General features: G+C 47.3%; 14 protein-coding genes, 3 tRNA genes and 1 pseudogene. 12 read left to right on the top strand and 6 right to left on the bottom strand.

The window, feature by feature from the left end; translation table 11 throughout:
• The first annotated feature begins 302 nt into the window (after positions 1-302).
• Positions 303-752 carry a c-type cytochrome gene (locus PRUB_RS07135; RefSeq protein WP_010387043.1) on the top strand — a complete coding sequence of 150 codons (450 nt, stop codon included), beginning with the start codon at positions 303-305 and terminating at the stop codon, positions 750-752.
• Positions 753-855: 103 nt separating this feature from the next.
• Here the strand turns inward: PRUB_RS07135 and PRUB_RS07130 are convergent, their stop codons facing one another.
• Positions 856-1,038: a PA3496 family putative envelope integrity protein gene (locus tag PRUB_RS07130; protein ID WP_010387042.1), complete on the bottom strand. Its 183-nt coding sequence runs from the start codon at positions 1,036-1,038 to the stop codon at positions 856-858.
• 313 nt (positions 1,039-1,351) lie between these two features.
• Here PRUB_RS07130 and PRUB_RS07125 point away from each other — a divergent pair, with 313 nt between their 5' ends.
• Positions 1,352-2,134: a DUF2884 family protein gene (locus tag PRUB_RS07125; protein ID WP_010387041.1), complete on the top strand. Its 783-nt coding sequence runs from the start codon at positions 1,352-1,354 to the stop codon at positions 2,132-2,134.
• Positions 2,135-2,185: 51 nt separating this feature from the next.
• Here PRUB_RS07125 and PRUB_RS07120 read toward each other — a convergent pair whose 3' ends face one another.
• Complete coding sequence (locus PRUB_RS07120) at positions 2,186-3,631, bottom strand: aminotransferase-like domain-containing protein (protein ID WP_040644524.1); 1,446 nt, start codon at positions 3,629-3,631, stop codon at positions 2,186-2,188.
• A gap of 96 nt (positions 3,632-3,727) precedes the next feature.
• Between PRUB_RS07120 and PRUB_RS07115 the strand changes: the two genes are divergently transcribed.
• Positions 3,728-4,648, top strand: coding sequence for a DMT family transporter (locus PRUB_RS07115; protein ID WP_010387039.1), 921 nt, complete (start codon positions 3,728-3,730; stop codon positions 4,646-4,648).
• Here the strand turns inward: PRUB_RS07115 and PRUB_RS07110 are convergent.
• Positions 4,614-5,477: a diacylglycerol/lipid kinase family protein gene (locus PRUB_RS07110; protein ID WP_040644520.1), complete on the bottom strand. Its 864-nt coding sequence runs from the start codon at positions 5,475-5,477 to the stop codon at positions 4,614-4,616. The two genes, PRUB_RS07115 and PRUB_RS07110, sit on opposite strands and share 35 nt — an antisense overlap.
• A 298-nt stretch (positions 5,478-5,775) precedes the next feature.
• Between PRUB_RS07110 and PRUB_RS07105 the strand changes: the two genes are divergently transcribed.
• Positions 5,776-5,925: a hypothetical protein gene (locus PRUB_RS07105; RefSeq protein WP_155946211.1), complete on the top strand. Its 150-nt coding sequence runs from the start codon at positions 5,776-5,778 to the stop codon at positions 5,923-5,925.
• A gap of 203 nt (positions 5,926-6,128) precedes the next feature.
• Positions 6,129-6,695 (top strand): annotated as a pseudogene (locus tag PRUB_RS07100) (DMT family transporter); the annotation flags it as partial.
• Here the strand turns inward: PRUB_RS07100 and PRUB_RS07095 are convergent.
• Complete coding sequence (locus tag PRUB_RS07095; RefSeq protein WP_040644520.1) at positions 6,661-7,524, bottom strand: diacylglycerol/lipid kinase family protein; 864 nt, start codon at positions 7,522-7,524, stop codon at positions 6,661-6,663. The pseudogene PRUB_RS07100 and the gene PRUB_RS07095 overlap by 35 nt on opposite strands.
• A 298-nt stretch (positions 7,525-7,822) precedes the next feature.
• Between PRUB_RS07095 and PRUB_RS07090 the strand changes: the two genes are divergently transcribed.
• Entirely contained in the window at positions 7,823-7,972 is a 150-nt protein-coding gene (locus tag PRUB_RS07090; RefSeq protein WP_155946211.1) for a hypothetical protein, read from the top strand.
• 199 nt (positions 7,973-8,171) lie between these two features.
• Positions 8,172-8,262: transfer RNA gene (locus PRUB_RS07085), tRNA-Ser, on the top strand.
• Between the two features lie 3 nt (positions 8,263-8,265).
• On the opposite strand, the gene PRUB_RS07080 is transcribed toward PRUB_RS07085, so the two are convergent.
• On the bottom strand, positions 8,266-8,808 hold the full coding sequence (locus PRUB_RS07080; RefSeq protein ID WP_198452335.1) for a diacylglycerol/lipid kinase family protein: 543 nt from the start codon (positions 8,806-8,808) through the stop codon (positions 8,266-8,268).
• Between the two features lie 298 nt (positions 8,809-9,106).
• On the opposite strand from PRUB_RS07080, the gene PRUB_RS07075 reads away from it, so the two are divergent.
• The 3 genes from PRUB_RS07075 (at position 9,107) to PRUB_RS07065 (ending at position 9,657) form a co-directional block, all read left to right on the top strand.
• Positions 9,107-9,256, top strand: a complete 150-nt coding sequence (locus tag PRUB_RS07075; protein ID WP_155946211.1) for a hypothetical protein — start codon at positions 9,107-9,109, stop codon at positions 9,254-9,256.
• Between the two features lie 199 nt (positions 9,257-9,455).
• A tRNA-Ser gene (locus PRUB_RS07070) sits at positions 9,456-9,546 on the top strand.
• 18 nt (positions 9,547-9,564) lie between these two features.
• A tRNA-Ser gene (locus PRUB_RS07065) sits at positions 9,565-9,657 on the top strand.
• Between the two features lie 131 nt (positions 9,658-9,788).
• Here PRUB_RS07065 and PRUB_RS07060 read toward each other — a convergent pair.
• Positions 9,789-10,100 (bottom strand): hypothetical protein, encoded by a 312-nt coding sequence (locus PRUB_RS07060; RefSeq protein WP_010387037.1) that lies wholly within the window; start codon positions 10,098-10,100, stop codon positions 9,789-9,791.
• Between the two features lie 512 nt (positions 10,101-10,612).
• Here PRUB_RS07060 and speD point away from each other — a divergent pair.
• Positions 10,613-11,050 carry an adenosylmethionine decarboxylase gene (gene speD, locus PRUB_RS07055; RefSeq protein ID WP_010387036.1) on the top strand — a complete coding sequence of 146 codons (438 nt, stop codon included), beginning with the start codon at positions 10,613-10,615 and terminating at the stop codon, positions 11,048-11,050.
• 19 nt (positions 11,051-11,069) lie between these two features.
• Positions 11,070-12,032 (top strand): polyamine aminopropyltransferase, encoded by a 963-nt coding sequence (gene speE / locus PRUB_RS07050; protein WP_010387035.1) that lies wholly within the window; start codon positions 11,070-11,072, stop codon positions 12,030-12,032.
• Positions 12,033-12,037: the final 5 nt, after the last annotated feature.

Raw genomic sequence — 12,037 nt, 5'->3', positions numbered from 1 at the left:
TCAATATAGTGTGACTCGGCTGTTAATTACAATATTAAACAAACAAAGAAGTTACAAACTTTTCATTCAAATCACAACTCTCTTTGCAACCTACTGTTTATTAAGAATTTTAAAACTGTAAACGAACGTAAACCAACCCGCAATAATGTTGTCATATTGAGGCTGTTGTAAAGCAAGATGAACAAAATACACACAAATTGAGTATCAAATGTAGTTCATAATTCCGAACTCGTCTAAGAGACTTGCAATATCTTTTGTAAAGACATAGAAAAGGGGCAGTTTTTTTTAATTAAGGGGTCGAAATGAGAATTACACTATTATTAACAAGTTTATTAACCGGACTGTCTTTGAACGTACAGGCAAGTTCATTATTCGAAAAACCAGAAGACGCTATTGAATACCGTAAAGCAGCATTTCAACTGATCCGTTATCAGATTGGTGATATGGGCGACATGCTGAAAGGCAAAGTCCCGTTTGATGCAGAGCGGTTTAAGCAACGTGCTAACAATGCAGCACATTTATCAGCAATGCCATGGGAAGCCTTCCCGGCAGGTTCAGACAAAGGGGCAACCGACGCATTACCTGCAATCTGGTCTGACCGAGCAACGTTTGATAAAAAGGCACAAGCTTTTGCAGATTACGCACAAAAGCTGGCTGTTGCAGCAGAGTCAGGCGACAAAAAAGTGATCGGCGCAGCATTCAAGAACTGGGCAAAAGGCTGTAAAGATTGCCACAATTCATTTAAAGACTAAGCAATAAATAGCAATAAGGCAGCCTCCGCTGCCTTATTATGTGGCCTGCATCGCGGCACGCATGTTCTGTGCACCCAGGCTCTCATCCACAAGCCACGTCGGCTTAGTCATCAAAAAAGTCTAAATCGTCCTCACCAAGATTACGCTTCAGACGCTTTTGCTCCAGATAATCATCCAGGCGACGTTTCACCTGCTTCTTTTGCTGTGCCTGTAGTTCTTTATCCAACGACCCGAAGTCGTCTTCATAATCATCATCTAACGGATCATAGGAAAATGTTTTACCCACGATGAGCTCCAAACTTAATTATGCTAAATGGTCCAGCAGTTCACACTATGATGACGCTGCATAAGTTAGTATTTAGCGCTAAAAGCTGGCGCTGAAAAGCAAGTCTTTTTTATCTATACGATAAAAATTTTTTATTGCTAATTCCTCCATCAAAGACTCTGGCTAAAATCACCACTTTTTGGTCATATTACTAACAAAGTGAAATCGCACCTCAGAGACTAAAATAACAAAAACCCAAATTTTTCAATAACATAATAAAGTGGCACTGTTCTTGTTATTCCATACTGGTCATCAACACATCAAGGAACACATTATGAAAACCATGCTGCTTGCTTCAACTCTGGTTTTGTCCACCCAGGTCGCTGCCCATTCAGACAGCCACTTTTCTGTCAGTACAGATGAATGTGCCGTCGATTTTAAAAACGACGTGCACATTACACCTGATCAGGTGTACATCAAAAACGGCTCTGGCCAGCCGTTGATGATAGATGCTCAGGGCTTTCTTTATATTGCAGATCAACCGGTGCAGCTGAGTCAGGATGAGCGCATGGCGATGCAAACGTATGCGGATACGCTGCGAGGCGAGCTGCCCAAAGTCGCCAGTATTGCATTACAAGGCGTGGAACTGGCCGGCGTCGCCATTGAAGAAGTCGCCAGCGCCTTTAACCTGCACAATTTCGAGTCACTATCAGGCCTGATGGATGAGCTGCATACCGAAATTGAGGGGGCGTTTTATCAGCAAGGTACTTTTGTGATGGGTGAGCAAACCTTTAATGACTTTGGTGAACACTTTGAGCATCAGTTTGAAGAGAAAATTGAGCAAGCCATTGAAGGTGCCATGATGGAGTCCATAGGCAGCCTGCTGGTTGCTATTGGCTCTGAAATGGTCAGCTCAGGTGGCGATATGGCGCGATTCGAGCAACGCATGGAAAACCTCGGCGCCGAAATTGAACAAAAAGTTGCACAACAGGCAGACATGCTGGAGCAGCAGGCCGATGCGCTGTGTGGCAACTTCAAAACCATTGCAGAGCAGGAATCACAGCTCAGTGCAATGATCCCTCAGATGGAAGGGTATCAGTTATTCGCTTATCGCTAAGCCCCGGTTATCCCTGTGCAGTCAGCCACACTTGTCTAAGCTAACTGCTTATCACAGGTGTGGCTGCTTTTTTGCCAGGACCACCAACTCGCCCAGGGTGCGCACATAGCCTTCCATCTTGTCGCACCAGGGCAGACCATAGCTGATCCGCACACAACTGCGGTACCGCTCATAAGCACTGAATATCGCGCCAGGTGCAACACTGATCCCCGCCTGCAGGGCCAGCTGAAAGAACAGCCCACCGTCATATTCTTCCCCCAGGTCCAGCCATAAAACACAGCCACCTTTGGGGTCACTAACACGCACATGGTCAGGAAAGTACTTCTGAACCGCCAGACGCATCTTTTGTTTATTATCAAACAAGCGCTTACGCAGTTGTCGCAAATGACGCTGAAACTCACCACTGGCCATAAAATCCGCCAGCGCCCATTGATTCATCATAGGTGCAGAGCAACTCAGTGCCCGCTTAAAACGCTTTGCCCGGGCACTGTGCGGCCCTGCCAGCATCCAGCCAACGCGATAGCCTGGCGCCACGGTCTTGGAAAACGACGAGCAGGTCAATACCTCACCCGGCTGTGCAAAGCACTGCGCAGGCCTGACTCTTTGCTCACCAAAATACAGGTCTCCATATACATCGTCTTCGATCAGCACCACATCGTGCGCACGGAGCAGCTGCAACAACTGCTGCATACGAGATTCAGGCATCTGACTGCCCAGTGGATTATTGATACTGGTTGAGAACAGACAGGCCTTGATCGGATGCCGCGCCAGAGCGGCACTGAGATCATCGAGCCAAATGCCATCATCCGGACAAACGGGAATTTCGATCGCTTTCAGACCGAGATTTTCGACCAACTCAACAATCCCAAAGTAACAGGGTGACTCAATAGCCACGATGTCTCCGGGCTGAGTGACACACTGTAGCGCAATGGCTATCGCTTCCTGGGCACCATTGGTGATGATCAGCTCATCACTATTTACCGTGAGTCCCAGTGCCAGATAATATTGCACCACCTGCGCTTTAAGCATCTGCAGGCCATCAATGGCCCCATAGTCCAGCATACGCGTCTGAGCCTGTCGCATTGCCTGGCGCATACTTCTGGCCAGCGCCTGTTGCGGACTTGACGCTGCAACCGGGTTTGCCAGCCCCAGCGGAGCAACATTTGACAGATGGATCCCCTCGTACACGTGCTCAATTAACTGCTGCTTGTTTACCATCACAGGTTTGGCCGGTAATTTGCTGCGCTGCGGTGTCGCCGCCTGTTGACCATCTTGCAAAAAATAACCCGACTTCTCACGCGCCACAATCTGACCCGACATTTCAAGGTGCTGGTAAGCCTGCTGAACGGTGGGAATACTGACCCGCAAGCGGCTTGCCATGGCCCTTAGCGACGGTAATTTATCGCCCGGGTTGAGCAGCTCCTGCTCGACCATGTCACGTATTACGGTAATCACTTGCTGATATAAGTAATCAGGCTTCAAAGTTGAATGACTCATCTGTATAGGTGTAAAAACACATTTTTTGTATCTGGCATGTACAGAATATATCGCTAAACTGGCCACGCTGACTAGTCCTTCTTGTGAGTTAAAAGAATGAATAACGTTTTTCTGTATACGATTACCGTCCTGATCTGGGGCTCCACCTGGCTGGCGATCGAGTTCCAGCTGGGCACGGTAGACGAAGTGGTCTCTTTGTTTTACCGCTTCGCAATCTCTGCCGCCTGTATGTGGTGTTATGTGTTGATCAAACGCCCGCCGATGCGATACTCACTCACAGATCATGGCTTCTTTATGCTGCTGGCACTGGGTAACTTTGGCTTAAATTACCTTTTCCTGTACTGGGCGCAAGGCAGCCTGACCTCCGCGATGGCCTCCATTGCCTTTTCACTGCTGCTGGTCGCCAATATCATCAATACCCGATTGTTTTTTGCCAAGCCTATTGCGGGTCGCATCTACCTTGGTGCAGCACTGGGACTCGGTGGCATCGTCAGCTTATTTTGGCAGGACTTGATCAATGCCGATCTCAACAGCGACGCTTTCATCGGGTTACTGCTGGCACTGGCTGGTATGTTTATCGCCTCGCTCGGCAACATGGTCAGTGTGCGTAATTCCAATCGCCAGATCGGGGTGTTGCAGGGAAATGCCTGGGGTATGCTGTATAGCGCGCTATTTTTAGGCGGCTATGTGGCGTTCAGCCCATTACAGTTTAGTATTGAGGCCGATGCGCAATATTGGGGGTCATTATTGTACTTGTCGGTGTTTGGCACGGTGATCGCGTTTGCCTGTTACTTCCACTTGCTAAAAAACATTGGCCCGGAAAAAGCCAGCTACCTGATTGTGCTGTTTCCACTGGTCGCAGTGACACTCAGCACCTGGTTTGAAGGGTTTGTTTGGCAGCTCAACACCTTTATCGGCTTCTCTTTGGTGCTGATTGGTAACGCCATTGTGCTCACTCCGTACCAGCGTATTCGCGCCTGGCTCAGTCCGACGACGCCGTCCCGGGCAAATTCCTGAGTTGTATGGCCCCAGGCAGGCTGCGGATCGTCACTGGCGTTGTGGCTACCAGGTCGCCGTCTGCCTCCACGGCCAGCCCTGACGTCACAATATCCAGCTGGGTGCGCTTTTCCCGGTGCACCCAGGGTAAGCGCTGATGGCATCCCATCAGCATCGCCGCAAACACAATCAGCCGCTGCCACCAAGTTTTGGCAGAAAACCACACACACTCCAGTTGACCATCCTGCAACTGTGCTAAAGGCGCAGGTTGCAGCCCGGCAGCAAAAAAACGGCCATTAGCCAGAAGTAACATCATGCCCTGTGTTAAGCCCCTGCCCTGAGCCGTTTTGAGCTCAATAGTTGGCGCACAAAACAACTGCTTGAGACCGCCCCAGACATAGCTCAGTGCCCCGCCATGCTTTTGTCCTCGCAGGCTTTGCACAACATCTGCATTAAATCCTACTCCGGCAATATTCACAAAACAGCGCTCGCCTATTGCGCCCAGGTCTAATGCGATACAGTGTGATGAAAAGACCGTCGCGCGCCATTGCTTTTCTGTGTAACCAAACTGACGGCAAAAATCATTGCCCGTGCCCGCAGGCAGACATGCCAGCTGAGCCGATGATCCACACATCGCATTGACAACCAGGTTGATGGTCCCATCACCCCCGACCACCACAACCGCCGACTCAACCTGGAGCAGCAACCGGATCGCGTCATAATCCCGGCCATAAAATCCGGTTGTCTCATACCAGCTGAGGGTGATCTGGCGTTGCTCAGCCTGCGCGCGTAACCAACGTACATGGCGTTGCAATTTTCGCCCACTTCCCGGTTTATATACAACTAACAAACAACCCCCAAAACAACAAAATCAATTTATCTGAATAATTACCCAAAACAAATTCGGGAAAATTAAAATCAAAACGATAAATAACTAAAAATAAAACGAAAAAATCAACAATCACGTATTCATAAAAGTGAATAAAAAATAAAACCCACATCTAAATAGGATATAAAAACCTTATTTACATTAGTTTTTTTAATCCGTCACCAGCAATTTTTATCGTTTTATTTTTAGCCACAATGCACGCAAAATAACCATGTCGATACAGACAATCATTACATTAAAAGATCTTGAGGAGTCAGACATGCTTAATTCAGCTGCAGCGTGCAGCAACACGCAAACCACCCTAAACACAGTCGAAGCGCCAGTCATCAAGCGTCGCTTTAAACTAACGGCTTGGTTAAATAACATGGGTAAACAACTGATGTTAAGTCAGGTGGTTATGTATAAGTAAGTCTGCCTCGGGCATGAGCTCCCCCAACCGTTCATGCCCTCTTCCCCCTCATTACCTCTATTTCAATATCATAAAATACACCCAACCGGCCATAAATCGGTCAAAGTCGTAAAAAACTGCACTTATCCGTACAAAATTTAAGCAAACAATTCAAAAACTATTTACAGCGCTAAATTCGCTAAGTATTATCGTTGCCCATGGGTCGCATCTACCTTGGTGCAGCACTGGGACTCGGTGGCATCGTCAGCTTATTTTGGCAGGACTTGATCAATGCCGATCTCAACAGCGACGCTTTCATCGGGTTACTGCTGGCACTGGCTGGTATGTTTATCGCCTCGCTCGGCAACATGGTCAGTGTGCGTAATTCCAATCGCCAGATCGGGGTGTTGCAGGGAAATGCCTGGGGTATGCTGTATAGCGCGCTATTTTTAGGCGGCTATGTGGCGTTCAGCCCATTACAGTTTAGTATTGAGGCCGATGCGCAATATTGGGGGTCATTATTGTACTTGTCGGTGTTTGGCACGGTGATCGCGTTTGCCTGTTACTTCCACTTGCTAAAAAACATTGGCCCGGAAAAAGCCAGCTACCTGATTGTGCTGTTTCCACTGGTCGCAGTGACACTCAGCACCTGGTTTGAAGGGTTTGTTTGGCAGCTCAACACCTTTATCGGCTTCTCTTTGGTGCTGATTGGTAACGCCATTGTGCTCACTCCGTACCAGCGTATTCGCGCCTGGCTCAGTCCGACGACGCCGTCCCGGGCAAATTCCTGAGTTGTATGGCCCCAGGCAGGCTGCGGATCGTCACTGGCGTTGTGGCTACCAGGTCGCCGTCTGCCTCCACGGCCAGCCCTGACGTCACAATATCCAGCTGGGTGCGCTTTTCCCGGTGCACCCAGGGTAAGCGCTGATGGCATCCCATCAGCATCGCCGCAAACACAATCAGCCGCTGCCACCAAGTTTTGGCAGAAAACCACACACACTCCAGTTGACCATCCTGCAACTGTGCTAAAGGCGCAGGTTGCAGCCCGGCAGCAAAAAAACGGCCATTAGCCAGAAGTAACATCATGCCCTGTGTTAAGCCCCTGCCCTGAGCCGTTTTGAGCTCAATAGTTGGCGCACAAAACAACTGCTTGAGACCGCCCCAGACATAGCTCAGTGCCCCGCCATGCTTTTGTCCTCGCAGGCTTTGCACAACATCTGCATTAAATCCTACTCCGGCAATATTCACAAAACAGCGCTCGCCTATTGCGCCCAGGTCTAATGCGATACAGTGTGATGAAAAGACCGTCGCGCGCCATTGCTTTTCTGTGTAACCAAACTGACGGCAAAAATCATTGCCCGTGCCCGCAGGCAGACATGCCAGCTGAGCCGATGATCCACACATCGCATTGACAACCAGGTTGATGGTCCCATCACCCCCGACCACCACAACCGCCGACTCAACCTGGAGCAGCAACCGGATCGCGTCATAATCCCGGCCATAAAATCCGGTTGTCTCATACCAGCTGAGGGTGATCTGGCGTTGCTCAGCCTGCGCGCGTAACCAACGTACATGGCGTTGCAATTTTCGCCCACTTCCCGGTTTATATACAACTAACAAACAACCCCCAAAACAACAAAATCAATTTATCTGAATAATTACCCAAAACAAATTCGGGAAAATTAAAATCAAAACGATAAATAACTAAAAATAAAACGAAAAAATCAACAATCACGTATTCATAAAAGTGAATAAAAAATAAAACCCACATCTAAATAGGATATAAAAACCTTATTTACATTAGTTTTTTTAATCCGTCACCAGCAATTTTTATCGTTTTATTTTTAGCCACAATGCACGCAAAATAACCATGTCGATACAGACAATCATTACATTAAAAGATCTTGAGGAGTCAGACATGCTTAATTCAGCTGCAGCGTGCAGCAACACGCAAACCACCCTAAACACAGTCGAAGCGCCAGTCATCAAGCGTCGCTTTAAACTAACGGCTTGGTTAAATAACATGGGTAAACAACTGATGTTAAGTCAGGTGGTTATGTATAAGTAAGTCTGCCTCGGGCATGAGCTCCCCCAACCGTTCATGCCCTCTTCCCCCTCATTACCTCTATTTCAATATCATAAAATACACCCAACCGGCCATAAATCGGTCAAAGTCGTAAAAAACTGCACTTATCCGTACAAAATTTAAGCAAACAATTCAAAAACTATTTACAGCGCTAAATTCGCTAAGTATTATCGTTGCCCATGGAGAGATGGCTGAGTGGTTGAAAGCACCGGTCTTGAAAACCGGCATACGTTAATAGCGTATCTAGGGTTCAAATCCCTATCTCTCCGCCATTTTCAAGTTTTTGCGCGTGTTAAGCCCCTGCCCTGAGCCGTTTTGAGCTCAATAGTTGGCGCACAAAACAACTGCTTGAGACCGCCCCAGACATAGCTCAGTGCCCCGCCATGCTTTTGTCCTCGCAGGCTTTGCACAACATCTGCATTAAATCCTACTCCGGCAATATTCACAAAACAGCGCTCGCCTATTGCGCCCAGGTCTAATGCGATACAGTGTGATGAAAAGACCGTCGCGCGCCATTGCTTTTCTGTGTAACCAAACTGACGGCAAAAATCATTGCCCGTGCCCGCAGGCAGACATGCCAGCTGAGCCGATGATCCACACATCGCATTGACAACCAGGTTGATGGTCCCATCACCCCCGACCACCACAACCGCCGACTCAACCTGGAGCAGCAACCGGATCGCGTCATAATCCCGGCCATAAAATCCGGTTGTCTCATACCAGCTGAGGGTGATCTGGCGTTGCTCAGCCTGCGCGCGTAACCAACGTACATGGCGTTGCAATTTTCGCCCACTTCCCGGTTTATATACAACTAACAAACAACCCCCAAAACAACAAAATCAATTTATCTGAATAATTACCCAAAACAAATTCGGGAAAATTAAAATCAAAACGATAAATAACTAAAAATAAAACGAAAAAATCAACAATCACGTATTCATAAAAGTGAATAAAAAATAAAACCCACATCTAAATAGGATATAAAAACCTTATTTACATTAGTTTTTTTAATCCGTCACCAGCAATTTTTATCGTTTTATTTTTAGCCACAATGCACGCAAAATAACCATGTCGATACAGACAATCATTACATTAAAAGATCTTGAGGAGTCAGACATGCTTAATTCAGCTGCAGCGTGCAGCAACACGCAAACCACCCTAAACACAGTCGAAGCGCCAGTCATCAAGCGTCGCTTTAAACTAACGGCTTGGTTAAATAACATGGGTAAACAACTGATGTTAAGTCAGGTGGTTATGTATAAGTAAGTCTGCCTCGGGCATGAGCTCCCCCAACCGTTCATGCCCTCTTCCCCCTCATTACCTCTATTTCAATATCATAAAATACACCCAACCGGCCATAAATCGGTCAAAGTCGTAAAAAACTGCACTTATCCGTACAAAATTTAAGCAAACAATTCAAAAACTATTTACAGCGCTAAATTCGCTAAGTATTATCGTTGCCCATGGAGAGATGGCTGAGTGGTTGAAAGCACCGGTCTTGAAAACCGGCATACGTTAATAGCGTATCTAGGGTTCAAATCCCTATCTCTCCGCCATTTTCAAGTTTTTGCGCCGGAGAGGTGGCCGAGTGGCTGAAGGCGCTCCCCTGCTAAGGGAGTATAGGGTTTGTAGCCCTATCGAGGGTTCGAATCCCTCCTTCTCCGCCATTGCTTTTAAAAAAACCGTCCCATTGTGGACGGTTTTTTTATGCCCGAAAACGAATCCCTCACTCTTGTGAACATCGCTCGGGCACTATTGCACAAATATGCACTCGATAAGCGCCTGATTTAAGCAGCTGTCAGTGGTGCTGTTTTTCATTATCAGCTTCAGGGTCAAGACTCAATAAATAGTACACGTACCATACGCCTGCAATCCCGTATATGAACAAGCTTTCTAAACCGCCACCCAGCGCAGCAACGGCGATGCAATACGGCGTTTTTTTAAAAAGCCTTTTGTCATGTTCAGTAAATTCTTTCGATTCAATAACCTTTCGATAGGATAAGAAGTAATATATAGCAAAAAGAGGCACTCCTAAAAAGTAACCTCCTTTTGTACAAAGTACGATCGCAACACTCATTGGAAGCTTCAAAAGCAACAGTTTCTTATTCATTGGAACTACCTTCCACTTACATACTGGTCGCTGATAGTACAGCATCCATTAAACCACCACCGCCTGCTTTAGGGGTCAACCGCTTTCCAAAGACAAAAACTTTCAATGACAGTGCTCCTTTGTAGCGTGGTCCTCGACGACGATTCATCGCGTTAAACGCGCATTGTCCGGCTTATTTAAACACCTAGTCAAAACAACACATCATTTTTCAGTGCTTATCCTGGCCCAACCTGCTTGATTTGTGAAGTCACAACTTTATGAACCCATTGTGTTTTTTATAAGAACTGTAATAACCACCTACTGCGTACTAACCCGCCTGCTTCAGCATGCATGCCTGACTCCACACTCGTTGCACATTTCAATGATGGAATGTCTGCATTCACAACATGCTTGTTTCACTGGCCATCAATTGCGGTATACCCGATGCTTGAAAATTGGTCTGTACCAGTTCAAACACACTGGACAGCGCCTGGCCAGCCAAGCGGCAATTACACTCAGCATTAAGGAAACATATGACTATCCCCTCATCAGAGTCACAGTCGGTTTACCCTTTGGGTCAGCACATTATTGTCGACCTGTTTGATGCGTCTAACCTGATAGGTGAAGCGCACATAGAAAAGATGATGATTGAGTGTGCCAACGCTGCAAACGCCACCGTTCTGAAAACCCATTTACACCCATTTGAAACCAATGGCGGTGTGTCGGGGATGATCATTCTGGCCGAAAGCCATATTTCTATTCACACCTGGCCAGAGTACAACTTTGCTGCCATGGACATTTTTATGTGCGGTGAAGCGCAGCCTGAACTGTGCCTGCCGGTAATAGAGGCGTGTTTTCAGCCGGGCCGAATGGTCATTAATACCCTCACCCGGGGTGGATCAGTGAGTCGCAACGGAGCATTTCAGCCCCTGTTAGATAACCAGTTACACGCAACCCTAAAAACCGCATAACAACGGAGTATTCACGCACATGACTAAAATTAATTGGCATTACGAGCAAATGACAAGTGGCGTTCACATTGCACTTCGTTCAGAAAAAGATTTGGTCGACGTAGAAACCGAGTTCCAGGATGTCAGCATCTTCGAAACCCGCCATCTGGGTAAAGTAATGCGCATAGACGATGGTATTCAGGTCACCACCAAGGGTGAGCACATTTATCATGAAATGATGGCGCATGTCCCAATCCTGTTTCACGGCAAAATTAAAAACGTGCTGATTGTGGGTGGCGGAGACGGCGGCAGTGCCCGTGAAGTCCTAAAGCATAAGAGCGTCGAAAACGTCGTGATGGTGGATATTGATGAGCAAATCATTCAATTAAGCCGCGAGTTTTTACCCGAGATCAACAACGGCGCATTTGATGACCCCAGGTTTGTCTTGCGCATAGGAGATGGCGCAGAAATCATCTCTCAGTACAGTGATTGCTTTGATCTCATCATCCTGGATGCAGCAGATCCAGATGGCGGCGCATCAGAAACCCTGTTTACCCAGTCTTTCTTTGGCAATTGCTTAACTGCATTGAAACAAAACGGGATTTTGGTCGCACAAGGCGGTACACCGTATTTTGAACCTTACATGATGCAATCTATGGTGTCGCGTTTAACCCAGGCATTTAACAACCCTGCGGGCATTTATATGGGTGGCTGTTACGACTACTTTGGCGGCTCTCATGCTTTTATCTGGGCAACACGCAGTGGCACTATAAACACACTGTCGCTTGATGAACTGGAATCACGCTTTACTCAGGCCGACATTCACACTAAGTACTATTCACCTGAGGCCCACTTTGGTGCCTTCTTCCTGTCAAAAGACATGCGGGAGTACGTCAATCAGGCCGTGAAGTGCGAAAACGTGGATGAGCTGTCGATGCCAGAAGCCGGAGACTGGGATGACTACACCCCGGCAACCTCCAATCAGAGTGACGATGACGAATAAGCCTT

The sequence above is a fragment of the Pseudoalteromonas rubra genome, assembly GCF_000238295.3.
Taxonomy (GTDB): domain Bacteria; phylum Pseudomonadota; class Gammaproteobacteria; order Enterobacterales; family Alteromonadaceae; genus Pseudoalteromonas; species Pseudoalteromonas rubra.
The sequence above is the reverse complement of the archived record's forward strand: the minus strand, read 5'-3'. Positions and strand labels throughout refer to the sequence as shown.

Bases quoted from the DNA above. Each gene is read 5' to 3' on its own strand.
- speE (WP_010387035.1), top strand. From the start codon at position 11,070: ATGACTAAAATTAATTGGCATTACGAGCAAATGACAAGTGGCGTTCAC.
- speD (WP_010387036.1), top strand. From the start codon at position 10,613: ATGACTATCCCCTCATCAGAGTCACAGTCGGTTTACCCTTTGGGTCAG.
- PRUB_RS07115 (WP_010387039.1), top strand. From the start codon at position 3,728: ATGAATAACGTTTTTCTGTATACGATTACCGTCCTGATCTGGGGCTCC.
- PRUB_RS07060 (WP_010387037.1), bottom strand. From the start codon at position 10,100: ATGAATAAGAAACTGTTGCTTTTGAAGCTTCCAATGAGTGTTGCGATC.
- PRUB_RS07125 (WP_010387041.1), top strand. From the start codon at position 1,352: ATGAAAACCATGCTGCTTGCTTCAACTCTGGTTTTGTCCACCCAGGTC.
- PRUB_RS07105 (WP_155946211.1), top strand. From the start codon at position 5,776: ATGCTTAATTCAGCTGCAGCGTGCAGCAACACGCAAACCACCCTAAAC.
- PRUB_RS07075 (WP_155946211.1), top strand. From the start codon at position 9,107: ATGCTTAATTCAGCTGCAGCGTGCAGCAACACGCAAACCACCCTAAAC.
- PRUB_RS07090 (WP_155946211.1), top strand. From the start codon at position 7,823: ATGCTTAATTCAGCTGCAGCGTGCAGCAACACGCAAACCACCCTAAAC.
- PRUB_RS07135 (WP_010387043.1), top strand. From the start codon at position 303: ATGAGAATTACACTATTATTAACAAGTTTATTAACCGGACTGTCTTTG.
- PRUB_RS07120 (WP_040644524.1), bottom strand. From the start codon at position 3,631: ATGAGTCATTCAACTTTGAAGCCTGATTACTTATATCAGCAAGTGATT.